At 60.3% G+C, this 21,909-nt stretch carries 16 protein-coding genes; 3 read left to right on the top strand and 13 right to left on the bottom strand.

Annotation, left to right across the window (positions count from 1 at the left end; translation table 11 throughout):
- Positions 1 to 117: 117 nt before the first annotated feature.
- Positions 118 to 1,377 carry a class I SAM-dependent methyltransferase gene (locus tag AAE029_RS18665; RefSeq protein WP_371074362.1) on the bottom strand — a complete coding sequence of 420 codons (1,260 nt, stop codon included), beginning with the start codon at positions 1,375 to 1,377 and terminating at the stop codon, positions 118 to 120.
- 141 nt (positions 1,378 to 1,518) lie between these two features.
- Complete coding sequence (locus AAE029_RS18660) at positions 1,519 to 3,828, bottom strand: Tex family protein (RefSeq protein ID WP_371074361.1); 2,310 nt, start codon at positions 3,826 to 3,828, stop codon at positions 1,519 to 1,521.
- Positions 3,829 to 4,059: 231 nt separating this feature from the next.
- Here AAE029_RS18660 and glyS point away from each other — a divergent pair, with 231 nt between their 5' ends.
- Together glyS and AAE029_RS18650 are read left to right on the top strand one after the other, a co-directional pair.
- Positions 4,060 to 6,168, top strand: a complete 2,109-nt coding sequence (glyS, locus tag AAE029_RS18655; protein ID WP_371074360.1) for a glycine--tRNA ligase subunit beta — start codon at positions 4,060 to 4,062, stop codon at positions 6,166 to 6,168.
- A 59-nt stretch (positions 6,169 to 6,227) separates the two neighbouring features.
- A complete protein-coding gene (locus AAE029_RS18650) occupies positions 6,228 to 6,719 on the top strand; it encodes a DUF523 domain-containing protein (protein WP_371074359.1) in 492 nt (163 codons plus the stop codon).
- 79 nt (positions 6,720 to 6,798) lie between these two features.
- Here the strand turns inward: AAE029_RS18650 and AAE029_RS18645 are convergent, their stop codons facing one another.
- From AAE029_RS18645 to AAE029_RS18600, 10 genes are all read right to left on the bottom strand, one after another.
- The gene (locus tag AAE029_RS18645) at positions 6,799 to 8,613 is read right to left on the bottom strand and encodes a methyl-accepting chemotaxis protein (protein ID WP_371074358.1); all 1,815 of its coding nucleotides are present in this window, start codon (positions 8,611 to 8,613) and stop codon (positions 6,799 to 6,801) included.
- Between the two features lie 267 nt (positions 8,614 to 8,880).
- A complete protein-coding gene (locus AAE029_RS18640; protein WP_371074357.1) occupies positions 8,881 to 10,695 on the bottom strand; it encodes a methyl-accepting chemotaxis protein in 1,815 nt (604 codons plus the stop codon).
- Between the two features lie 503 nt (positions 10,696 to 11,198).
- Positions 11,199 to 11,687 (bottom strand): plant virulence effector HPE1-like domain-containing protein, encoded by a 489-nt coding sequence (locus AAE029_RS18635; RefSeq protein WP_371074356.1) that lies wholly within the window; start codon positions 11,685 to 11,687, stop codon positions 11,199 to 11,201.
- Between the two features lie 209 nt (positions 11,688 to 11,896).
- On the bottom strand, positions 11,897 to 13,168 hold the full coding sequence (gene purD / locus AAE029_RS18630) for a phosphoribosylamine--glycine ligase (protein WP_371074355.1): 1,272 nt from the start codon (positions 13,166 to 13,168) through the stop codon (positions 11,897 to 11,899).
- 93 nt (positions 13,169 to 13,261) lie between these two features.
- A complete protein-coding gene (locus AAE029_RS18625) occupies positions 13,262 to 15,193 on the bottom strand; it encodes a DUF2207 domain-containing protein (protein WP_371074354.1) in 1,932 nt (643 codons plus the stop codon).
- Between the two features lie 39 nt (positions 15,194 to 15,232).
- Positions 15,233 to 16,492: a 3-phosphoshikimate 1-carboxyvinyltransferase gene (locus AAE029_RS18620; RefSeq protein ID WP_371074353.1), complete on the bottom strand. Its 1,260-nt coding sequence runs from the start codon at positions 16,490 to 16,492 to the stop codon at positions 15,233 to 15,235.
- A gap of 300 nt (positions 16,493 to 16,792) precedes the next feature.
- A complete protein-coding gene (locus tag AAE029_RS18615) occupies positions 16,793 to 17,344 on the bottom strand; it encodes a LemA family protein (protein WP_371074352.1) in 552 nt (183 codons plus the stop codon).
- Between the two features lie 119 nt (positions 17,345 to 17,463).
- Positions 17,464 to 18,426: a glycine--tRNA ligase subunit alpha gene (locus tag AAE029_RS18610; RefSeq protein ID WP_371074351.1), complete on the bottom strand. Its 963-nt coding sequence runs from the start codon at positions 18,424 to 18,426 to the stop codon at positions 17,464 to 17,466.
- Between the two features lie 100 nt (positions 18,427 to 18,526).
- Complete coding sequence (locus AAE029_RS18605; protein WP_371074350.1) at positions 18,527 to 18,718, bottom strand: hypothetical protein; 192 nt, start codon at positions 18,716 to 18,718, stop codon at positions 18,527 to 18,529.
- Positions 18,719 to 18,734: 16 nt separating this feature from the next.
- Positions 18,735 to 19,595 carry a S49 family peptidase gene (locus AAE029_RS18600; RefSeq protein ID WP_371074349.1) on the bottom strand — a complete coding sequence of 287 codons (861 nt, stop codon included), beginning with the start codon at positions 19,593 to 19,595 and terminating at the stop codon, positions 18,735 to 18,737.
- A 173-nt stretch (positions 19,596 to 19,768) separates the two neighbouring features.
- Between AAE029_RS18600 and AAE029_RS18595 the strand changes: the two genes are divergently transcribed.
- Positions 19,769 to 21,112 carry an Nramp family divalent metal transporter gene (locus AAE029_RS18595; RefSeq protein ID WP_371074348.1) on the top strand — a complete coding sequence of 448 codons (1,344 nt, stop codon included), beginning with the start codon at positions 19,769 to 19,771 and terminating at the stop codon, positions 21,110 to 21,112.
- On the opposite strand, the gene AAE029_RS18590 is transcribed toward AAE029_RS18595, so the two are convergent.
- Complete coding sequence (locus AAE029_RS18590; RefSeq protein ID WP_371074347.1) at positions 21,078 to 21,902, bottom strand: tRNA1(Val) (adenine(37)-N6)-methyltransferase; 825 nt, start codon at positions 21,900 to 21,902, stop codon at positions 21,078 to 21,080. The two genes, AAE029_RS18595 and AAE029_RS18590, sit on opposite strands and share 35 nt — an antisense overlap.
- Positions 21,903 to 21,909: the final 7 nt, after the last annotated feature.

Below are 21,909 nucleotides of genomic sequence, written 5' to 3'. Positions count from 1 at the left end.
GGCCAAAATGTTGGAAAACAACCAACAAACCGTTAAGGCCGCGCCATATTCAGACAGGCTGCGAAGATATCCGGTCCGGCGGCCGCCGCGGATCGATGGCCGCCGGATTTGGCGAAATCAAAAGGTGATTTTCTCCAGCGGCGCGCGCCTTGCCTCGAATTCCTTCAATTTCGCCTCCCGTTCCGCAATGTAGTTGCGGTTGTCGGGAACGGCGAACTGGTTTTTCGAAATCTGGATCTGCATGATGAAGAGCTCATCCCAGCGGAAGCCCATTTCCGAGCCTGCCAGGTAGAATTCCCACATGCGGAAGAACTTCTCGTCGTAAAGCGCCACCGCCTCGGCCTTGCGCGCCACAAAACGCTCGCGCCAGTGACGCAGCGTATAGGCATAGTGCATCGGCAAGACCTCGACATCCTTGACCAGAAGTCCCGCCTTTTCCAGCGCCGGCAGCGTTTCACCGATGGAGGGAATGTAGCCTCCCGGGAAGATATACTTCTCGATGAAAGGATTGGTCATGAAGCTCGGCTTCGGCCTGCTGATCGAGTGCAGCAGCATGACGCCGTTGTCATCGAGAAGCTCGGAAACCTTGCGGAAGAAGTTGCCGTAATTGCCGATGCCGACATGCTCGAACATGCCGACCGAGACGATGCGGTCGAACTTTCTGCCTTTCATGGTGCGATAGTCCTGGAGCTCGAAACGGACGCGGTCGGCAAGACCGCGCTTCTCGGCGCGATCGCGCGAGACTTTGAGCTGCTCTTCGCTCAAGGTGATGCCGGTAAAATCCACACCGGCAGCCGCTTCAGCGAGATACATGCCCATGCCGCCCCAACCGGAGCCGATTTCCAGAACCCGCTGCCCGGGCTCCAGCAGGAGCTTGGCGGCGATATGGCGTTTCTTTGCAAGCTGCGCCTCGTCAAGGCTGATGCCATGCGGCTCGAAATAAGCGCACGAATACTGCCAGTCCTCGTCCAGGAAGAGATCGAAGAGCTTGGCCGAAAGATCGTAGTGATGCGCGACATTATGCTTGTTGCGGTTCACCGGTATCCGGCTCTTGAGCTGCTGGTAGGCCATGCGGCAAATCAGCGTCACCGCCATGCGAAAATCGAAGATCTCGTTGGTGGTATTCTGTTTGACCAGGGCAAGGAAGTCATAGATGTTTCCCTGCTCCAGAATGAAGCGCCCTTCCATATACATTTCGCCGAGCTTCAGGGTCGGATCGCGGGCGATCAGATCCTCAGCCTCCTGGTCGGCGATGCGAACCGCGACAAGTTCTCCCGAACCGTCGCCAACCGTATGTGTTTCACCGGAGGCAATGGTGAGTTTCAATGAGCCTTTTCGGACGATTTTTTTGACAACCGATAAGAGTGCCGACGCCATGGACGCCTCTCAGATTTTCTGGACAATGTAACAACGTCCGCACTTAACGCCCATTTTTGAGGAACCACAAGCATGCGAATTGGCACTCTGGCACGAACTCTGCCAAAGTGTGACATTCTTGCACTGACGGTCGCTAAGTCCTTATTTTCGCTTCATGGCCTCTGCCAATGCGGCTCCGAGGCTGCCCTGCGTTTCTGGTCGCGCCCGCCCCTGCGAAGCACCATTTCCAGTGCGAACAGAGCCTGTCGGCCGCGACTCACGTGACGACGGCGAGGCGGCGGAACCGTCATCCTTGCGCATGGAAAGACCAATTCGCTTGCGCTTGGCGTCGACCTCTACAACCCTGACCTTCACGACGTCGCCGGCCTTGACGACCTCGTGCGGATCTTTCACGAAGCGGTCGGCCAGTTGCGAGACGTGCACGAGCCCGTCCTGGTGAACGCCGATGTCGACGAAGGCGCCGAAGGCTGCGACATTGGTCACCGTGCCCTCCAGCATCATCCCAGGTTTCAGATCGGAAATCTCATGGATGCCTTCGGCGAAGGTCGCGGTCTTGAAGCTCGGACGCGGGTCCCGGCCGGGCTTTTCCAGCTCGGTGATGATATCGCGGACCGTCGGCAGGCCGAATTTCTCGTCTATGAAACTGCGCGGATCGAGCGACTTGAGCTTTGCGCTGTCACCCATCAGGCTCTTCAGATCGCGGCCGCAGGCAGCGACGATCTTCTTGGCAACGCCATAGGCCTCGGGATGCACGGCCGAGGCGTCGAGCGGCTCCTTGCCATTGGGGATGCGCAGAAAGCCGGCACACTGCTCGAAGGTGCGCTGCCCCAGGCGCGCGACCTTCAGAAGATCGCGGCGGGTTTCAAAACGGCCCTCGTCATCGCGATGCTTGACGATGGCATCCGCGATCGAGGGACCGAGACCGGAAACACGGGCAAGAAGCGGCGCAGACGCCGTATTGAGATCGACACCGACGGCATTGACCGCGTCTTCGACAACGGCATCGAGAGAGCGGGAAAGCTTCTGCTGGTCGACGTCGTGCTGGTACTGGCCGACGCCGATCGATTTCGGCTCGATTTTGACCAGTTCCGCCAGCGGATCCTGCAGGCGGCGGGCGATGGAGACGGCTCCGCGCAGCGATACGTCGAGCTTCGGAAATTCCGCGGCAGCGGTTTCCGAAGCGGAATAGACGGAGGCGCCCGCTTCCGAAACGATGACCTTGGTCGGCTTTGGTGCGGGCAGATCGGTGAGCATGTCAGCCACCAGCTTTTCCGTCTCGCGACTGCCGGTGCCGTTGCCTATGGCGATCAGCTCCACGTTGTGCTTGCGGATCAGTGCCGCAAGTTCGGCCTGCGTGCCGCGCACATCGTTCTTGGGCGGGAAAGGATAGACTGTCGTCGTATCGAGCAACTTGCCGGTGCCGTCGACGACGGCGACCTTCACGCCAGTGCGGATGCCCGGATCGAGACCCATGGTCCCCCGCGAGCCGGCGGGGGCCGCCAGCAGCAGGTCCTTGAGATTGCGGGCGAAAACATGGATCGCCTCCTCTTCCGCACGCTCGCGCAGTTCGCGCATCAGGTCGAGCGAAAGCGACATCGAAAGCTTCACGCGCCAGGTCCAACTCGCCACGTCCATCAGCCAGCGGTCGCCAGGCTTGCTGCTGCCGATCTCGTAAGCCGCGGCGATCATCCGCTCGACAGGCTTGTTCGGCGAAGCGATCTCGGCGTCGGCCTCGATCGTCAGCGTCAGCACCTCCTCGTTCCAGCCGCGCAGCATGGCGAGCGCACGATGGCCGGGCGCCGTCGCCCAACGTTCCGAGTGATCGAAATAGTCAGAGAATTTTTCGCCCGTCGCCTGCTTGCCGTCGACGACTTTCGCCTTCAGGAGCGCGCCCTGGCGCATATGGGCGCGCAGTTTGCCGAGCAGATCGGCGTTCTCGGCGATGCCTTCGGCGACGATATCGCGGGCGCCTTCGAGCGCCGCCTTCACGTCCGGCACGTCTGCGGTGACGTAGCTTTCGGCGAGAACTGTCGGCTCCTTTGCGCGGTCGGCGAGGATTGCCTCCGCCAAGGGTCCAAGGCCGCGCTCGCGGGCGATCTCGGCGCGGGTGCGGCGCTTGGGCTTATAGGGCAGATAAAGGTCTTCCAGCTCCGCTTTTGTCACGGCGGCCGAAAGCTTGCCCATCAGCTCTTCGGTCATCTTCCCCTGGCCGGTTACCGATTCGATGATCGAGGCGCGGCGAGCTTCCAGTTCGCGCAGGTAGACCAGCCGTTCGGAAAGCGTGCGCAACTGTCCGTCATCCAGCCCCCCCGTCACCTCCTTGCGGTAGCGCGCGATGAAGGGCACGGTGGCGCCTTCGTCGAGAAGCTCGATCGCGGCCACTGCCTGCTGTGGCTTGGCGTTGATTTCGGCGGAGATGATTGCGGCGAGCGAGCGGATGTCTGCGGCCATGGGGTTCCCTGATCTCAATGAAAGTTGCGGGACCATAGCCGGCAAAAATGGCATGGCAATCCCGCAGTTGACGGCAACCGGCCGATCCACAGGAAAGCAGTCTGCTTTCATGGCGATTTTGCGGTTGTGCAGATGCGGCAATGTTTGCTAGCAGGAACCCGACCGTTTTGACCCATAACCGGCGCTTGCGCCGTCCCCTCCCCGAGCAGGCGGAGGGTGAGGAAGATTGATATGCCCGACCTTCTGCTTGAACTTCGCTCCGAAGAGATCCCGGCCAGCATGCAGCGCAAGGCTGCGGGCGATCTCAAGAAGCTGGTCACGGATGCATTGGTGGAAGCGGGCCTCTCCTACGAAGGCGCTCGCGAATACTGGACGCCGCGCCGCCTGACGCTCGACATTCGTGGCCTTACAGCCCGCTCCGCTGATGTCTCCGAAGAGCGCAAGGGACCACGCACCGACGCCAACGAGAAGGCAATCGAAGGCTTTCTGCGCAGCGCAGGCCTGAGGTCGATCACCGAGGCTCAGGTACAAAGCGATCCGAAGAAGGGCGATTTCTATGTCGCCATCATTTCCAGGCCCGGCCGAGCGGCGGAGGAGATCATCGCCGATGTCATGCCCGGCATCATCCGCGATTTCCCCTGGCCAAAGTCCATGCGCTGGGGCAAGGCATCGGCGAAGCCCGGCTCCATACGCTGGGTTCGCCCGCTGCAATCGATCGTCTGTCTCTTTGGAACGGAGCATGAAGAAACGGTCGTCATTCCCTTCGAGGCCGATGGCATCACCGCTTCCAATATCACCTACGGCCACCGTTTCCACGCGCCGGAGGCGATCGTCGTCAAACGCTTCGACGACTATGCCGCAAGCCTTGAACGGGCGAAGGTGATTATCGATGCGGAGCGCCGCAAGAACATCATCCTGCACGATGCGCGCGACATTGCCTTCGCGAGCGGGCTGGAACTGGTCGAAGACGAGGGTTTGCTGGAAGAAGTCTCCGGCCTGGTCGAATGGCCGCAGGTGCTGATGGGGTCCTTCGAAGAGGATTATCTCTCGATCCCGTCCGAGATCATCCGCCTGACGATCAAGACAAACCAGAAATGCTTCGTGACGCGCGGCAGCGAGACGCTGTCCAACAAGTTCATCCTGGTCTCCAACATCCAGGCGACGGATGGCGGCAAGGAAATCGTCCACGGCAACGGCAAGGTCGTGCGCGCCCGCCTTTCAGACGCGCTGCATTTCTGGAAGCGCGACCAAGGTGACCTTCCGGATCTCGAGACACTGGAAGCTTCCGCCAAGAAATTCGACCTCGATCTCGCAAAGCCGCTCGACCAGCGCATGGCGAAACTTGACACGCTGAACGTGACGTTCCATGCCAAACTCGGCACCCAGGGCGCACGCGTTTCCCGCATCCGTGCGCTTGCCGCGGAACTCGCAAAGATCACCGGCGCCGACGCGAAACTCGTCGACCGCGCCGCTGTTCTCGCCAAGGCGGACCTGCGCACCGAAGCCGTCGGCGAGTTCCCGGAACTGCAGGGCGTGATGGGCCGGAAATACGCGGCGCTGCAAGGCGAGAACGGTTCGGTCGCCATCGCCATCGAGGATCATTACAAGCCGCAGGGACCTTCCGACCGTGTGCCGGATGACAAAGTCGCTATCACCGTCGCGCTCGCCGACAAGTTGGATACGCTGGTCAGCTTCTGGGCGATCGACGAAAAGCCGACCGGCTCCAAGGATCCCTTCGCGCTGCGCCGTGCGGCACTGGGCGTGGTGCGGATCTTGCTGGAACGGAGCATCCGCCTGCCGCTGCTGGAGACGACGAAGGATGCCGATCTCCTCCTCTTTTTCCACGACCGCCTCAAGGTTTATCTGCGCGATCAAGGCGCCCGCTACGACCTGATCGACTCAGTACTGACACCGGCAGCGGACGATCTCCTGATGGTCGCCCGCCGCGTCGAAGCTTTGACGGCCTTCATCACCTCCGAGGACGGCAAGAACCTGCTCGTCGGCACCAAACGCGCCACGCAGATCCTCGCCGCGGAAGAGAAGAAGGGCACTGTGATCGCTGACGGCGTTTCGGAAAACCTGTTCCGGCTCGACGCCGAAAGGGAACTTTATGCGGCCATCACCAGGGCGTCCACAGATGCCTCCGCCGCAATTGCCAGGGAGGACTTCCGCTCGGCAATGGAAGCCCTTTCCAAGCTTCGAGCGCCGGTCGATCGCTTCTTCGACGAGGTCCTGGTCAATGACGAAGACAATGCCATTCGCGCCAACCGCCTCGCCCTGCTGCGGCTGATCCGCGATGCGACCGGGACGGTTGCGGACTTTTCGAAGATCGCGGGATAGACTGCGTCAGGCAGCGAAACAGGCTGGATTTGCCCGGTCGCCAAGGCTATTTGAGCGACATGAGCAAGATCCTCGTCAGCGCCTGTCTTATGGGGCATGCCGTCCGTTACGACGGCCGGTCGAAGCCGCTTCATCATCCGGCCCTTGAGCGCTGGCGGGAGGAAGGCAGGCTGGTGACGCTCTGTCCGGAGATGTCGGCGGGGATGCCGGTGCCGCGGTCGCCGGCGGAAATCGAAGGCGGTGCTGTCGGCGAGGACGTGCTGACCGGTCGGGCGCGGGTCAGGGAATTGACCGGTGGCGATGTGACCGACCAATTCCTGCAGGCGGCCGAAAATGCTCTGTCGCTCGCCCGGGAGAGCGGCTGCCGCTATGCTCTGCTGATTGACGGCAGCCCTTCATGCGGCTCCAGCCGTATCTACGACGGGTCCTTTTCCAATCGGAAACAGCCGGGAAACGGCGTGACCGCGGCGCTCCTCAGACAGGCTGGCATCGAGGTCTTCTCCGACGGTGAGATCGATCGCCTGGTTGAACGTCTCGCAGTCTCGGATTGATCTTTTTCTCCTGCCAAAGCAAAACCGCCGGATTTTCATCCGGCGGTCGTTGATGATCTGAATTCTACCAGAGGATAGTTCAGGCGGCGCGGCGGCGCTGCATCGGCTGGCTGGCGTCATTGACGCGGAAGCCGCGGATGAGGCCGAGCAGTTCCTCGGTATCGCTTGCCAGCGTCTCGGCGGAAGCCGTCGTTTCCTCCGCCATGGCGGCGTTCTGCTGAGTGGCCGAGTCGAGCTGGTTCATCGAGGACGAGATCGAACGCAGCGTCGTATCCTGCTCGGAGGCGCTGTGGGCGATCTTGGCAACGATGTCGTTGGCGGCCTTGATCTGATCCGAGATGCGCTTCAGGGCCTCTCCCGCCTCGCCGACGAGACGGACGCCGTGATCCACCTGGCCGGAAGAGCGGGCGATCTGATCCTTGATCTCCTTGGCGGCTGCCGCGGAGCGCTGGGCCAGTTCACGCACCTCCTGGGCGACGACTGCAAAGCCCTTGCCGGATTCACCGGCGCGGGCCGCCTCCACGCCGGCGTTCAGCGCCAGCAGGTTCGTCTGGAAGGCGATCTCGTCGATCACGCCGATGATCTTGCCGATCTCTTCGGAGGACTTCTCGATGCCGCTCATGGCTTCGATGGCTTCGGTCACGACCGCATCGCTGCGGGAGGCTTCGGTGCTCACGGAGTGGACACGCTTGGCCGCCTCGTGGGCGCCTTCGGCCGTCTGGCGCACGGCGACAGTCAACTCGTCGAGTGCGGCCGAGGTCTCCTCGAGGCTTGCGGCCTGGCGTTCGGTGCGCTGCGACAGTTCGTTGGAGGCGCGGCGGATCTCTTCCTTGGCGACGCCGATGTCGTTGCCCTTGGCGCTGACCCTCGCCATGGCGGCTTCGAGATGCGACAGCGCATCGTTGAAGTTGTCGCGAAGGGTCGCATATTTCGCGCCGAGATCGGCGCATCGAACCGTCAGGTCGCCGCCGGCAATGCGTTCCAGCGCCTCGCCGATGGTCGAGACGACACGGGTCTGAACCGAGGCTTCCTCACGCTGAAGGCGCAGATTGCTTTCGCGCTCCTCGTCGAGCTCGACCTGCTGGGCAGCCTGCCGCTCCGCCATGGCATGGCGCTCGCGGATCTTTTCCTGGAGCGACTGCGTCGCCTTCGCCATCAGGCCGATTTCGTTGCGCATGCTGGTGTGCGGTACGACGAGCTTCGTATCCTCATCGGCAACGGCCTTGAGCGCGCCATGGATATCGTTGAGCGGCTTCGAAATACCACGGATGACGAAATAGGCAGCCGCGATGGCGAGGAAGAACAGAATGATGCTGCCCGAGAGTGCCGCGAGGATCTTACCGTTCACCTGAGCATCGAGATCGTCCAGGTAGACGCCGGTGATGACGACCACCTTCCAGGGAGCGAAAGCCTGCGCATAGGCCGTCTTGCGAAAGTCTCCAGCCGGCTGGCCAGGTTTGGACGTGGAATAGTACTCGACGAGACCGCCACCCTGCTGCCCGACCTTAACCAGCTCTTCGCGAAAAAGCTTTCCTTTGCTGTCCGGCTGACCCTTCGAGATCTGCCCGACTTTTGAGGCGTCGTAGTGGAACATCATCTGGACGTCATAGCTATATCCGAAGAAATAACCATCGGGGTCGTATTTCATCGCATTGACGGTGGCGTAGGCCTGCTTCTGGGCGTCTTCCAGCTTCATTTCGCCGGAGTCGACCTTTGCCTGGTAAAGCTTAAGAACAGAGACCGCCGATTGGACCTCCGCTTGGAGCATGTCGTAGCGTTCCTTATAGATCGCATCGACGGAAGAGCGGACCTGCAGGAAAGTGGCGATCGCAAACGCCACCATCAGGCCAATAACCAGCAATATGAGCTGCTTCGATATCTTCAAATTTTTCATAACACCTCGCAACGGGAATGGATGGCTGCATTCCGGTGCGGTTTTCTACCGCCTGTGCGAGTGCGTCAGATGAAGACGACGCGTCTGCTGCTGCTAAATGACATGCTGCGACCGGTGAGCTACAATTGACGCTCATCGTATAATAAAGCTTTAATTTAATTGCTCGCGACGACGGATTTCCCTAAAATTTTAGGGGTACCGCCAAAGCAAAACCGCCGGATTTTCATCCGGCGGTCGTTGATGATCTGAATTCTACCAGAGGATAGTTCAGGCGGCGCGGCGGCGCTGCATCGGCTGGCTGGCGTCATTGACGCGGAAGCCGCGGATGAGGCCGAGCAGTTCCTCGGTATCGCTTGCCAGCGTCTCGGCGGAAGCCGTCGTTTCCTCCGCCATGGCGGCGTTCTGCTGAGTGGCCGAGTCGAGCTGGTTCATCGAGGACGAGATCGAACGCAGCGTCGTATCCTGCTCGGAGGCGCTGTGGGCGATCTTGGCAACGATGTCGTTGGCGGCCTTGATCTGATCCGAGATGCGCTTCAGGGCCTCTCCCGCCTCGCCGACGAGACGGACGCCGTGATCCACCTGGCCGGAAGAGCGGGCGATCTGATCCTTGATCTCCTTGGCGGCTGCCGCGGAGCGCTGGGCCAGTTCACGCACCTCCTGGGCGACGACTGCAAAGCCCTTGCCGGATTCACCGGCGCGGGCCGCCTCCACGCCGGCGTTCAGCGCCAGCAGGTTCGTCTGGAAGGCGATCTCGTCGATCACGCCGATGATCTTGCCGATCTCTTCGGAGGACTTCTCGATGCCGCTCATGGCTTCGATGGCTTCGGTCACGACCGCATCGCTGCGGGAGGCTTCGGTGCTCACGGAGTGGACACGCTTGGCCGCCTCGTGGGCGCCTTCGGCCGTCTGGCGCACGGCGACAGTCAACTCGTCGAGTGCGGCCGAGGTCTCCTCGAGGCTTGCGGCCTGGCGTTCGGTGCGCTGCGACAGTTCGTTGGAGGCGCGGCGGATCTCTTCCTTGGCGACGCCGATGTCGTTGCCCTTGGCGCTGACCCTCGCCATGGCGGCTTCGAGATGCGACAGCGCATCGTTGAAGTTGTCGCGAAGGGTCGCATATTTCGCGCCGAGATCGGCGCATCGAACCGTCAGGTCGCCGCCGGCAATGCGTTCCAGCGCCTCGCCGATGGTCGAGACGACACGGGTCTGAACCGAGGCTTCCTCACGCTGAAGGCGCAGATTGCTTTCGCGCTCCTCGTCGAGCTCGACCTGCTGGGCAGCCTGCCGCTCCGCCATGGCATGGCGCTCGCGGATCTTTTCCTGGAGCGACTGCGTCGCCTTCGCCATCAGGCCGATTTCGTTGGTCATCGTTGCGTGGGGGATTTCGACCGCGGTATTTTCATCGGCGACGGCCTTAAGCGCGCCATGGATATCATTGAGCGGTTTCGAAATGCCACGAATGAAAAAGAAGGCAGCGGCGATACCGGCAAGGGCGACGATGGCACAGGCCGAAAGAGCCTTCCAGAGCGTGGCATTGATCTTTGCCTGCAGGTCATCGAGATAGACACCTGTGCCCACGACGATCTTCCACGGTTCGAAGGCCAGCGAGTAGCCACCCTTCAGAAATAACTGGTCGTCGGGAAGGCCAGGCTTGGTCCAGTAGTAGAATGTGCGGCCACCACCGGCGATGCCGTTCTTGACCAATTGCTGGCTGAAATAGTTGCCGGTCTTGTCGACCTGCATGCTCATGTTCTTGCCAATGTTGACCGGGCTCGGGTGGAAGAGCATCACGACATTGTAGTCGAAGCCGAAGAGATAGCCCGAGGGCTCGAACTTCACCTTAGAAAGAACCTTGAAGGCCTCCGCCTGAGCCGCCTCATGTGTCATTTCCCCGGACTTTTCGCGCTCATAAAACGCGTTGAGGACTGAAACCGCAGACTCGACCTGTGTGCGCAGCATATCGAACCGCTCGTCGTAGATGGCCTGCTCCGACGTTTTGATCTGGAAGAAGGTCGCGACAGCGAACGCGGCCATGAGCACGCCGACAAGGGCGAAGAGCTGATGGGCAATTTTGAGCTTTTTCATAATGCCTCGCAAAATAAGGAATTTTTCGAACCCGGATCGGTCGATCACCGTCTTTGCGCGCATGGCAACCCATGAGCGCCGCAAGCCCATCATGCTTCCTCCGGTCCCTCAGTAAAATTATTGTGAATAGTTAAAGGATTACTTAATTATCGAGTACCATTCTGCGGAGATTAGAACTTCTCTTTCAATACTTTCCAAGTATTACTTATAGTTGTGGATTAATACCTATCTACCGGCAAGCGTTATCCCGGCATTGGAGCCGGATGATTTTGGGTCAAATCGACCTGAAATCTGAAGCCGCCTCTCAATCAAAAAGTCAGTAGCAGGACGTCGCCCGAAAACCGCGCACACTTTTCGGCATCCCGCTCTAAAGGAAAATCCCATAGTAGCAGCCAGCCAAAAAAGAATGCGCCCCTGCTTCTCTCAGGGGCGCATTCTCTCCACCAAGTGGTGGAACCCCGAGCGGTCGAAACTTTGACCGGGTGGGGCAGGGAACTGATTTACTAATTTAGCTTAAGCTTAAAATCAGAAATGTCGAGAGGTATAATTTGTTTCGTGCCATTTGCGCGTGTGCCGGTGAGCGAGGCCACGACCGGCTTGGCGCTTACGGAAATCACTGCCGCTGTCGTTGACGTCAAATCGATACCGTCCGAAGGAGGATTCTCGACTGGCGCTTCCGCGGTCATGGCTTCCGGCGAAATCTTGGAGACGAACGTGACCGGCGAGCCACCCATCCACGCCTCCGTGCGCACGAGCTTCTTCTCACCGTTAATGTCGCGAATCTCGACGGTTTGCTGCGTGCCGGGCTTCAGGACGGGAACCACGTAGTCCTTCTTGACGGTTGCCTCCTGCAGGGGCGGACAATTCTTGCAGGACTCAGCGATGATGCTGCCGCCGTCGGCTTTCGGCTGTGCCTCAATCTTCTCGATCGATGAAGCCAGCGCCGATCCGGCAATCAGCGCAAAGGCTGCCGTCAGAACAATATAACGCATGCGCAACCACTCCCGTCTCATTATGGGAGCACCATAGCGTGGCTTTATTTCGATCCGGTCAGAAGAAAGGCTAAAAATTTAGCGAGATCGGCGCCGCTTGCACAATTTCTTAAATTGGAATCGTCTTAAGGTTAAAAATTATGCAGCATTTTTAGAGCGTTACGCGTGCACTTCAACACACAGCGCTGATTGGCGTGATCGGGCAGACCTTACGGTTTCTCGCGTGCGATAGCGCGCCAGCCGATATCGCGGCGACAAAATCCGTTCTCCCATTTTACCTCATCCGCGAGCGCGTAAGCGCGGGCCTTTGCTTCGCTCACCGTCCGACCAACGGCCGTCACATTCAGCACGCGGCCGCCGATTGCCACCAGTTCGCCGTCCCTGAGGGCCGTTCCGGCATGGAACACTTTCGCCCCCTCACTCGCCTGCGGCAGCGCCGAAATCGGCGTGTTTTTGGCGTAGGAGCCCGGATAGCCCTTCGATGCCATAACAATGGTCAGGGCCGCATCCTCGCTCCATTCGGCGCTGACCTGATCCAAGGTACCGTTGGCGGCGGCCAGCAGGAGCGGCAGCAGATCGCTCTTCAGCCGCATCATCAGCACCTGGCATTCCGGATCGCCGAAGCGCACATTGTATTCGATGAGCTCCGGTCCCTTCTCAGTGATCATCAGACCGGCGAAGAAGACGCCCGAGAACGGATGGCCGCTTTCCGCCATGCCGCGGATCGTCGGCTCGATGATCTCCTTCATCGTGCGCTCGATCATATCCGGGGTCATGACCGGTGCCGGCGAATAGGCTCCCATGCCGCCGGTGTTCGGTCCCGTGTCGCCCTCGCCTACCCGCTTGTGGTCCTGGGCGGTGGCGAGCGGCAGCGCATGTTTGCCGTCGCAGAGGCAGAAGAAGCTCGCCTCCTCGCCGTCGAGATAGGCTTCAATCACCACTTCGGCACCGGCGCTACCGAACGCACCCTCGAAGCAGTCGTCAACGGCGGCAAGCGCCTCGTCCAGCGTCATCGCCACGGTGACACCCTTACCGGCGGCAAGTCCGTCGGCCTTGACGACGATCGGTGCCCCTTGCTGACGAATATAGGCCTTTGCCTTCGGCGCGTTGTTGAAGCGTTGATAAGCGCCTGTCGGAATGCCGTAGCGCGCGCAAATATCCTTGGTAAAGCCCTTGGAGCCTTCGAGCTGCGCGGCAGCGGCCGATGGTCCGAAGACTGCGATGCCTTCGGCGCGAAGCCGGTCCGCAAGCCCGGCCACCAATGGCGCTTCCGGTCCGACGACCACGAACTCGATCGCCTTTTCCTTACAGAAGGCTGCAACAGCGTCGTGATCTTCGGGATCGAGCGCCGCGAGTGTCGCATGTTCGCCGATGCCCGGATTGCCGGGAGCGGCGTAGAATTCCGTCATCAGCGGCGACTGCGCCAGCTTCCACGCCAGCCCGTGTTCGCGTCCGCCCGATCCGATCAACAGAACTTTCATGGCCTGCCCCTTCTTTTTCGCATTTCGGCGGTTAAGGGGAGCGGCGTCAAAGGTCAAGCAGGAAACCGTCCTGTCTCGTGTTCGGCAGGCATATTACCAGCCCCCGCCGCCCCCGCCGCCACCACCACCGCCGGAAAAGCCTCCGCCCGCGGAAAAGCCAGAGGACGAGCGCGACTGCGGCGCAGGTATCGTCGAAGCAATGGTCGATGCCATGGATGAGGAGAACCCGCCAATGCGGTCCGAGAAGCTTCCCGCGGGGTAATTGCCGACATACCATCCGGGCTGATAGGTGGCCGCGGCAGCACCACCCGCAGCAGCGGCGAGCCACGTCTCGAAGGCCCGCGACCAGGGCTTTTCGACACCGAGTGCAACCGCATAGGGCAAGAGTGTTTCGAAATGCTGCGGCGACATCGTCGGCACGCCCTGCATGTTCATGCGGTCCTTCTCGGCAAGTGTCAGATATTGCCGCAGGCCATCGATGCCGTCCATCATGCGGGTGCCCAAGGGTGTCGGTGCGCCCATGAGGAAGAAGAAGACGAAATTGAGGGCGAATATTCCGACGATCGCAACGAGGAGCGGCAGCTCGCCGTTTGTCTCCGTAGTATCCGCCATCGCCGCGACGACGCTTGCGAGAATGGAGACCGCAATGAAGCCGATGAAGGCAAAGACGATCACCGAGACGATCCGTGCCGCAAGGCTGCCCCTCTGACGGAAGGCCCTGCCGAGCGACGCGGCAAATATGGTACCGAAGATCGACAGAAACGCCGGCACGATGATCAGCGGCAAAGCATCTTCGTGCAGCCTTCCAAAAATCACGATGGCCGCCAGGAAGAGCAGAGACAGCAACACGCCGCCGATGACATAGAGCGTATTGGCTTCGTAGTATTTTCCGCGATGCTCGCGTTCGATGGCGCTGCGGAACCTGCTGCCGACCTTCTGGACCTGCGCCCCATTCGCCTTGTCGATGATCAGCGGAGCGTCCGGGCCGAGGCTGTCGAGCAATGCTTTCTCGCCGCTTCCAAGCTTTGCGGCCGGTGACTTTCCGGTGCGGCGAATGACGATCCTCTTTTCCAGGTCTTCGAGGATGACGAACCCTTTGACTGCAAGATTGAGCGCTGCTGCCGAAAGAGCAGTCCAGCCCCCGCCGGAAAAGCCCTTGTTGTCGATATAGTTCACCAATGCGGGCGAGATACCGTCCGGGGGATCCCAGCGCGGCACCATGACGCCTCGCCGAGGATCCCGGCCGACGGCAAACCAACTGCGCAGATAATAAGCCAAGACGACGAGCAGGCCCGTGACTGCGATGATGATGTCGAGATGATCCTGGAGAAACCACAAGCGTTCCTCAGTCGCGCTCGGCGGTGCAATCGCCCCCTTTGGCAGCTTCACAGCGATCGTCAGCCCTTCCCCTTCGCCGAGTGGCCGTGTCGTCGCGAAGAAGATGTCGCGATCCTCCTGCATGGCGCGCGCATCCTTGCGCTGAACACCCAGAGCGCCGGTGAAATAGGTCAAGCCTTCCTGTCGCACACCCTCCGGGAGCGTAACGGTCGCCGTTACCGCTTCGATCGGAAACTTCCAGCCGTTGCCGGTGACGTTCCAATAGAGTTCGTCGTGATCGTCAAAGAACCGGACCTGCCTGGTGGTGCGATAGGTGATCTGGAAGGAACGGGCACCGGGCCGGAGAAACACATCGTTGGAGCCGATATAGATTCGCACGCCGCCACTGATATTCTCCTGGCGCCAGGCCTCGTCCTCCCCATCGCGCTGCACGGATTCCAGTTCGAACCCGACGGTCGCCTTTCGCCCGGCACTGTCGATGAAGGTCAGCGGGAAATCCCGAAAAATGCCGTGGCGGATATCCCTGCCCTCGGCATTGACGTTGATGGTTTCGGTGACGTGCATCGTACCGTCAGGGTCGAGATCGATCACCGAATGAAAGGAGTTAATGACTTCCGCCGCCAAGGCCACGCGCACGATCGTCAGCATCAGCAGCGCGAGGCATAGGCTTGCGAGAATGCGTTTCACCGCGTTCACTCCTCTCCGGGGCGAGACCCTGGACGTGCGTCAGCTGCCTTCCTGATATTCGACGCCAAGCGAGGCGAGAACCTGCCAATAATCGGGGAAGGTTTTCGCCACGCAATCCGGATCGAGGATGGTGATGCCCTTTATCTTCAGACCCGCGAGCGCGAAGCTCATGGCGATGCGATGATCTGCAAAGCTGTCGATCTCGGCCGGTAAGGTCTTGCCGGCGAGCGCGGGATCGGAAGCGACGATCAGATCGTCGCCATCCTCTGTTGCGAGGCCAGGCGTGATCCGCGAGAGACCGGTGGAAAGTGCCCTGACGCGATCGCATTCCTTGACGCGCAGATTGGCGATGCCGACGAAACGAACCGGCGTCCTGTTGAAAGCGGCAAGGACGGCGAGCGTCGGCACGGCGTCCTGCATCTGCGAGCCGTCGATAACGGGTGGCAGATGCGGAAATTTCGCGATCATGTCATAGGCTCGCGCGTCGGGCTGCGAGAAATTTTCCGCCGGCGTTCCGAGGTCGATGCGGCCGCCGGTCAGGACTTCCGCAGCCCAGAGATAGGTTGCCGCCGAGGCGTCCGGTTCAACGATGAAGTCGGTCGCCCGATAGCCTGTCGGCTCGATGCGCCATGTGGTGGCGCTGATCCGTTCGACTTGCGCACCGAAAGCACGCATCGCGGCCACCGTCAGATCGATGTAACCCAGCGCGCCGATATGTTCGCCGAGAAGCTCCACATGGACCGGCTTGTCGCCGCCCGCGGCCATCATCAGCAGAGCCGAGACATACTGGCTCGACAATCCGCCGTCGATGCGAACGCGGTCAGCCTCGAAGCGGCCCGTTCCAATGACCGTTACCGGCGGGCAGCCGGTTTCGGCGCTTGCATCAATGCCGAGAGAACGAAGAGCATCGACGAGCGGCGCGATCGGTCGTTTGCGCATATGCGCGTCTCCATCGACCACCACCTTGCCGTCGACCAGAGCGGCAGCGGCAGTCAGGAATCGGGTGGCGGTACCCGCATTGCCAAGAAAGAGCGGGGCGGAAGGCGAGCGCAGGCGGCCGTCGCTCTCCACGATGAAAGTGGTTGCATCCGGTTCGTGGATCGTAACGCCCATGGCGCGCAGAGCTTCTGCCATATAGCGGGTATCATCGCTCTTCAACGCGCCTGTCAGCCGGCTCGCTCCCTTTGCAAGCCCCGCCAGAAGCAGTGCACGATTGGTGATGGATTTCGACCCCGGCGGCATGGCGCGGCCCGTCAAAGGCCCGGCCGGCGGGATGATTGTCAGTTTTTCTCTACCCATGATGCTGTCTCTTCGTCACTGCGCCGTGGCGGGGATGATTTGTGCCGCGTCATATACCTTCTTCAGGAAAGGTCTACTGCATGGTTGCTCAAATCGGAATCGATTTGAGCAACCATGCAGTAATTCAAAGTGCCGCAGCGACCTTTGTGCGCCTGAAAAGACGCATGGCGCTTTAGAGCGGGATGCCGAAAAGTGTGTGCGGTTTTCGGGCAACATCCCGCTCTAACTCTTTTATTGAGAGACGGATTCAGATTTCAGGTCGATTCGACCTGAAATCATCCAGCTCTAGGCTGCAGATTGTCAGAATTTGACCGATGGAACGGCGCGATCCGCCTCATTGGTGATCTCGAAATATTCGCGCTTTCCGAAGCCGAACTGCCCGGCCATGAGATTGGACGGAAAGCTCTCGACCTTGACATTCAGATCGCGAGCGGCGCCGTTATAGTAGCGGCGGGCCATCTGGATTTCGCTTTCCAAAGTCTCGAGCGAAGTCTGAAGCTCGGCGAAATTCTCGCTTGCTTTGAGATCGGGATAGGCTTCCGCCAACGCCAGCACGCGGCCGAGCGCCTGGCCGAGCAATCCTTCCACCTGCGCTCTTCCGGCGACATCGCCCTGCGGAACAGCCTGAGCCCTGTTGCGCAACTCGACAACTTCCTCGAGCGTGCTCTTTTCATGCGCCGCGTAACCTTTGACCGTCTCAATGAGGTTGGGGATGAGGTCGGCACGGCGCTTCAGCTGCACATCGATGCCCGACCAGGCCTCTTCGGCCATCTGCCGCGCGCGAACCAAACCGTTGTAGATGAAGACGGCGTAAAGCGCGATCAGAACGATCACGGCAAGCAGAATATACATCCGCGAATCCCCGAAATACTTGAACAGCGCGGAGACTAGCGCACAACCCTCAAAACCGAAAATCGATTCTCGGAGGGATCACGCGCCGATTCAAATGATAGAGCGAAGCAGCCTGGCAATCAGGCCGCCTCATTGGTCCAGTTGACGCCACCCGCTTCGGTCAACAGAAAGGCCTCGCCGCAGGCCTTTGCCAGCGTGCGCACGCGCAGGATATAGCTCTGGCGCTCGGTCACGGAAATCACGCCGCGCGCGTCGAGCAGATTGAAGACGTGGCTTGCCTTGATGCACTGGTCATAGGCCGGAAAGACGCATTTATGCAGGATCTGGTTGGCGCTGTCGCCCGGTGCGCCGGCAGCCAGGAGCGCGCGGCACTCCTTTTCAGCATCGATGAAATGCCGGTGCAGCATTTCCGTATTGGCATATTCGAAATTATGCCGCGAATATTCCTGCTCGGCCTGCAGGAAGACATCGCCGTAGCTGATCTTTTCTTCGCCCTCGCGGCCGTTGAAATTGATGTCGTAAATGCTGTCGACGCCCTGGACGTACATCGCAAGCCGCTCGAGGCCATAGGTCAGCTCACCGGAGACGGGCGCGCATTCGATGCCGCAGACCTGCTGGAAATAGGTGAATTGCGAGACCTCCATCCCGTCACACCAGCATTCCCAGCCGAGCCCCCAGGCGCCGAGCGTCGGGCTTTCCCAGTCGTCCTCGACAAAGCGGATATCATGCAGCAGCGGATCCAGGCCGATCGCGGCGAGCGAGCCGAGATAGAGCTCCTGCAGATTGGCGGGATTGGGCTTCAGGATGACCTGATACTGGTAATAATGCTGCAGCCGATTCGGGTTTTCGCCGTAGCGTCCATCGGAAGGGCGACGGGAGGGTTGCACATAGGCGGCTTTCCAGGGCTTCGGTCCAAGCGCACGCAGTGTGGTCGCCGGATGAAATGTGCCCGCACCGACCTCCATGTCATAGGGCTGCAGGATCGCACAGCCCTTGTCCGCCCAATAGCTGTGCAGCGTCAGGATCAAAGCCTGAAAGGAACGCTTCGGGTTCATATGGTCCGGGATCGTCGCTGCAGTCATGAGATGGCATCCGAATTCGTACAAAATGTACGGGACAGGTGCCATGGGAGGAACGAAGGGTCAAGACTTTTGCTTGAGCACGTCCGGCCGAGAATTACGATCACTCGTCCTCGCGCTTCACCCGATATTCCCCGGTCGTCGGATCCTTGACCAGCGTGCCGATCGCGCCGGTCTGGCGCTCGCGCTCGGCGCGGCGGGATCTCTCGCTCAGGCGCTGGGCATCCTGAATGAAGCGCCGATAGAGCAGCCAGACGCCGCCGACGACGATGATTAGAAGTATGAGTTGCGGCATTGGTTCCGCGCTCCCATCAAAGTCCGTATCTGCCCCACAATGCCTTTTCTTCCATCGCTTCGACAAGTCCCGATGCTAGGCCGGAGACGGCACCTTCCAAGCCAAGCGAAGACACTCCCGGCACCCGCCTGCCGAGCAGCCCCCGCGAGACGCTGACGAGCTCGAGCTTCGTCTTTTCGCCGTAACGTTTACGCAGTTCCTGGCGCATGTCCCCGAGACCGTCGACGAGACCTAGCTCCAATCCTCGCGAGCCGCTCCAGAAAAGACCCGAGAAAACAGTGTCGTCTTCCGCAAGCCTTCCGGCGCGCCGCTCCTTGACCATCTCGATGAAGACCTTGTGGATCTCCTGCTGCAGGCCCTTCAGGTATTCGATGTCCTTTTCCTTTTCAGGCTGGAAAGGATCGAGGATCACCTTGTTCTCGCCGGCCGTATAGACCCGGCGCTCCACGCCGACCTTTCTCAGAAGCTCGGGAAAGCCGAATCCGCCCGAAACGACGCCGATCGAACCGACGATGGACGTCGGATCGGCAATGATTTCGTCGCCGGCAAGCGCGATCATATAGCCGCCGGAAGCCGCGACATCCTCCACGAAAACCAGGACCTTCTTTTTCTTTTCGACTGCCAGCGTGCGGATCCGATTGAAGATCAACCGTGACTGCACGGGCGAGCCTCCCGGAGAATTGATCGAGATGGCGACCGCCGGTGTCTCCTTCCTCGCGAAGGCCTTCTCCAGGACCTGTGCCACATTCGCCAGATTGAGCATCGGGCGGAACTGATTGCCGCCGCTCATGATGGCGCCGTGCAGCCGAACCACCGGGATGACCGTCTCATCCTTGCGAAATCGCCTGGGCATCAGCTTTCTCAAAAATCCGGCCATTTCTCATCCTTCGGCTTCGGCATCGTCGTTCGTCTCTGCATGTATGCTCTGCAGCGATAAACGCAATGGCTCTGTTTTCAAATCATCGGTCGCCGAAAATCTTGTTGCGAATGACTTGCATTATCATTCTAGACAACATACTTCTAGCGGCGAACAAAACGAGCGGAAATTTCATGGACGCCCTAAAGACGAATACGAGCACCGGCTGGCGACACGAGCGCGAAGAAGTATCGCTATCTGATGTCCACCGGACGGTCAGTACGGCAAGGGGCGGGCCAACCTGGCGCCGTGTCATGGCTTTCGCCGGTCCCGGCTATATGGTCGCGGTGGGCTATATGGATCCCGGCAATTGGGCGACCTCGCTCGCGGGCGGTTCCAAATTCGGTTATGCGCTGCTGACCGTCGCGCTTCTCTCGAACCTGATGGCGATCGTGCTGCAATCGCTCTGTGCGCGGCTGGCGATCGCTTCAGGCCGCGATCTGGCGCAGGCCTGTCGCGATGCCTTCCCTAAAATCGTCTCCGTACCACTCTGGGCCTTTGCCGAAATAGCGATCATCGCAACCGACATCGCCGAGGTCATCGGCACCGCCATTGGCCTCAATTTGCTTTTCGGGCTGCCGCTTGAAATCGGCGTCGTCATCACGGCGCTCGACGTCTTCCTGATCCTCTACCTGCAAAAGCTCGGTTTCCGCTGGGTCGAGGCGCTGATCATCACGCTACTCGGCGTCATCGCGCTCTGCTTCGGTATCCAGATCTTTCTCGCTGATCCGCAATGGGGCGCCGTGATCAAAGGGTTCTTCCCGACAACGGAGATCGTGCGCAACCCGGAAATGCTCTATATCGCGCTCGGCATTCTCGGCGCGACGGTCATGCCGCACAATCTCTATCTTCATTCCGGCATCGTGCAGACCCGGGCCTATGGCCATACGGTTTCAGAGAAGAGAGAGGCGCTGAAATTCGCCACGATCGACTCCACCGTCGCTCTCTGTTTTGCTCTGCTGATCAACGCTTCCATCCTCATACTGGCAGCTGCCGCCTTCAATGCCAACGGTCGGACCGACGTGGTGGAACTCGGCGAGGCGCATTCGCTGCTGTCGCCGCTGCTCGGCCTTGCGATCGCGCCGACGCTCTTCGGCATTGCTCTCTTATGTTGCGGCATCAATTCGACCGTGACGGCGACGCTCGCCGGCCAGATCGTCATGGAAGGCTTTCTCAAGATCCGTCTGCAGCCCTGGGTGCGTCGCATGATCACCCGCGCGATTGCCATCGTGCCAGCGGCCTTCGTGACGATCTGGTACGGAGATCAGGGCACGGCCGAACTGCTGATCCTGACACAGGTCGTGCTCAGCCTGCAGCTCTCCTTTGCGGTCTTCCCGCTGGTCATCTTCACCGCGAGCAAGTCGAAGATGGGCGAACTAGTGTCGCCGCGCTGGCTGAGCGCAATCGCCTATGTGATCGCAGTCGTCATCGCCGTTCTCAACATCAAGCTGCTGGCGGACTTCTTCTCCGGGACGTAAGGGTCGTCCCAGTTAACCTGCGGGCATAGGCTGCACGGCCGTTGTTGAGATCGTCAACGAAAGCCGAAAACTTGTGCGTCCCCTCGTCATGCATGACGAGCGGCGCCCGCAGCGACAGTCTTGCCCTCGAGCCCTTGATGGCCGTGACGAGAATCCGCACGGCATCCTCTCCATTGCGAGGGTGAATCGATGTGATCTCAATGCCGCCGAAACGTCTGCCGCAGGCGGCGATAATCTCTGCGATCGACTGCGGCCGCGCAATCAATGAAAGCTGGCCACCGGGGATCATGATCGCGCCCGCAGTCCGGATCCAGCTTTCGAACAATCCTTCAATCATCGCATGGGCCTCGGCCTTCAGCTGATCGGGGGTTCGCCTGTCGCCGGCATCATTGAAGGGCGGGTTCATGATGACATGGTGGAAGCTGTCATCCGCCAAGCCGATCTCGTTTCGCATTTTTCCCGTCAGCGTCACATCGGCTTCAACAACGGAAACCCGCCCTGAAAAATGAGCGTTCTGCGGCAGGGCCAGGCTCCTTCTGGCAAATTCCGCCATTTCATGCGAACGCTCGAAAAGGACGACTTCCGACTTCTCCAGCCGCGACGCGACTGCCATGCCGGCAGCGCCGGCGCCCGCGCCGAGATCGGCGACCCTGACCGGTCGCTCATCTGCAACCAGTGCGGCAAGCACCATCGCATCCATGCCGGAGCGGTGACCGCGCCCCTTCGGCTGGACGACATGAAATTGGCCGCGGTGAAAAGCATCGATCGATTGGGCGGTATCTTCACGCATTGCAGCG

Origin of the sequence: Sinorhizobium sp. CB7 (assembly GCF_041357635.1) — a bacterium.
In the GTDB taxonomy this organism is placed as follows: Bacteria; Pseudomonadota; Alphaproteobacteria; order Rhizobiales; family Rhizobiaceae; genus Rhizobium.
The sequence above is the reverse complement of the archived record's forward strand: the minus strand, read 5'-3'. Positions and strand labels throughout refer to the sequence as shown.

Bases quoted from the DNA above. Each gene is read 5' to 3' on its own strand.
- AAE029_RS18665 (WP_371074362.1), bottom strand. From the start codon at position 1,377: ATGGCGTCGGCACTCTTATCGGTTGTCAAAAAAATCGTCCGAAAAGGC.
- AAE029_RS18660 (WP_371074361.1), bottom strand. From the start codon at position 3,828: ATGGCCGCAGACATCCGCTCGCTCGCCGCAATCATCTCCGCCGAAATC.
- glyS (WP_371074360.1), top strand. From the start codon at position 4,060: ATGCCCGACCTTCTGCTTGAACTTCGCTCCGAAGAGATCCCGGCCAGC.
- AAE029_RS18650 (WP_371074359.1), top strand. From the start codon at position 6,228: ATGAGCAAGATCCTCGTCAGCGCCTGTCTTATGGGGCATGCCGTCCGT.
- AAE029_RS18645 (WP_371074358.1), bottom strand. From the start codon at position 8,613: ATGAAAAATTTGAAGATATCGAAGCAGCTCATATTGCTGGTTATTGGC.
- AAE029_RS18640 (WP_371074357.1), bottom strand. From the start codon at position 10,695: ATGAAAAAGCTCAAAATTGCCCATCAGCTCTTCGCCCTTGTCGGCGTG.
- AAE029_RS18635 (WP_371074356.1), bottom strand. From the start codon at position 11,687: ATGCGTTATATTGTTCTGACGGCAGCCTTTGCGCTGATTGCCGGATCG.
- purD (WP_371074355.1), bottom strand. From the start codon at position 13,168: ATGAAAGTTCTGTTGATCGGATCGGGCGGACGCGAACACGGGCTGGCG.
- AAE029_RS18620 (WP_371074353.1), bottom strand. From the start codon at position 16,492: ATGGGTAGAGAAAAACTGACAATCATCCCGCCGGCCGGGCCTTTGACG.
- AAE029_RS18615 (WP_371074352.1), bottom strand. From the start codon at position 17,344: ATGTATATTCTGCTTGCCGTGATCGTTCTGATCGCGCTTTACGCCGTC.
- AAE029_RS18610 (WP_371074351.1), bottom strand. From the start codon at position 18,426: ATGACTGCAGCGACGATCCCGGACCATATGAACCCGAAGCGTTCCTTT.
- AAE029_RS18605 (WP_371074350.1), bottom strand. From the start codon at position 18,718: ATGCCGCAACTCATACTTCTAATCATCGTCGTCGGCGGCGTCTGGCTG.
- AAE029_RS18600 (WP_371074349.1), bottom strand. From the start codon at position 19,595: ATGGCCGGATTTTTGAGAAAGCTGATGCCCAGGCGATTTCGCAAGGAT.
- AAE029_RS18595 (WP_371074348.1), top strand. From the start codon at position 19,769: ATGGACGCCCTAAAGACGAATACGAGCACCGGCTGGCGACACGAGCGC.
- AAE029_RS18590 (WP_371074347.1), bottom strand. From the start codon at position 21,902: ATGCGTGAAGATACCGCCCAATCGATCGATGCTTTTCACCGCGGCCAA.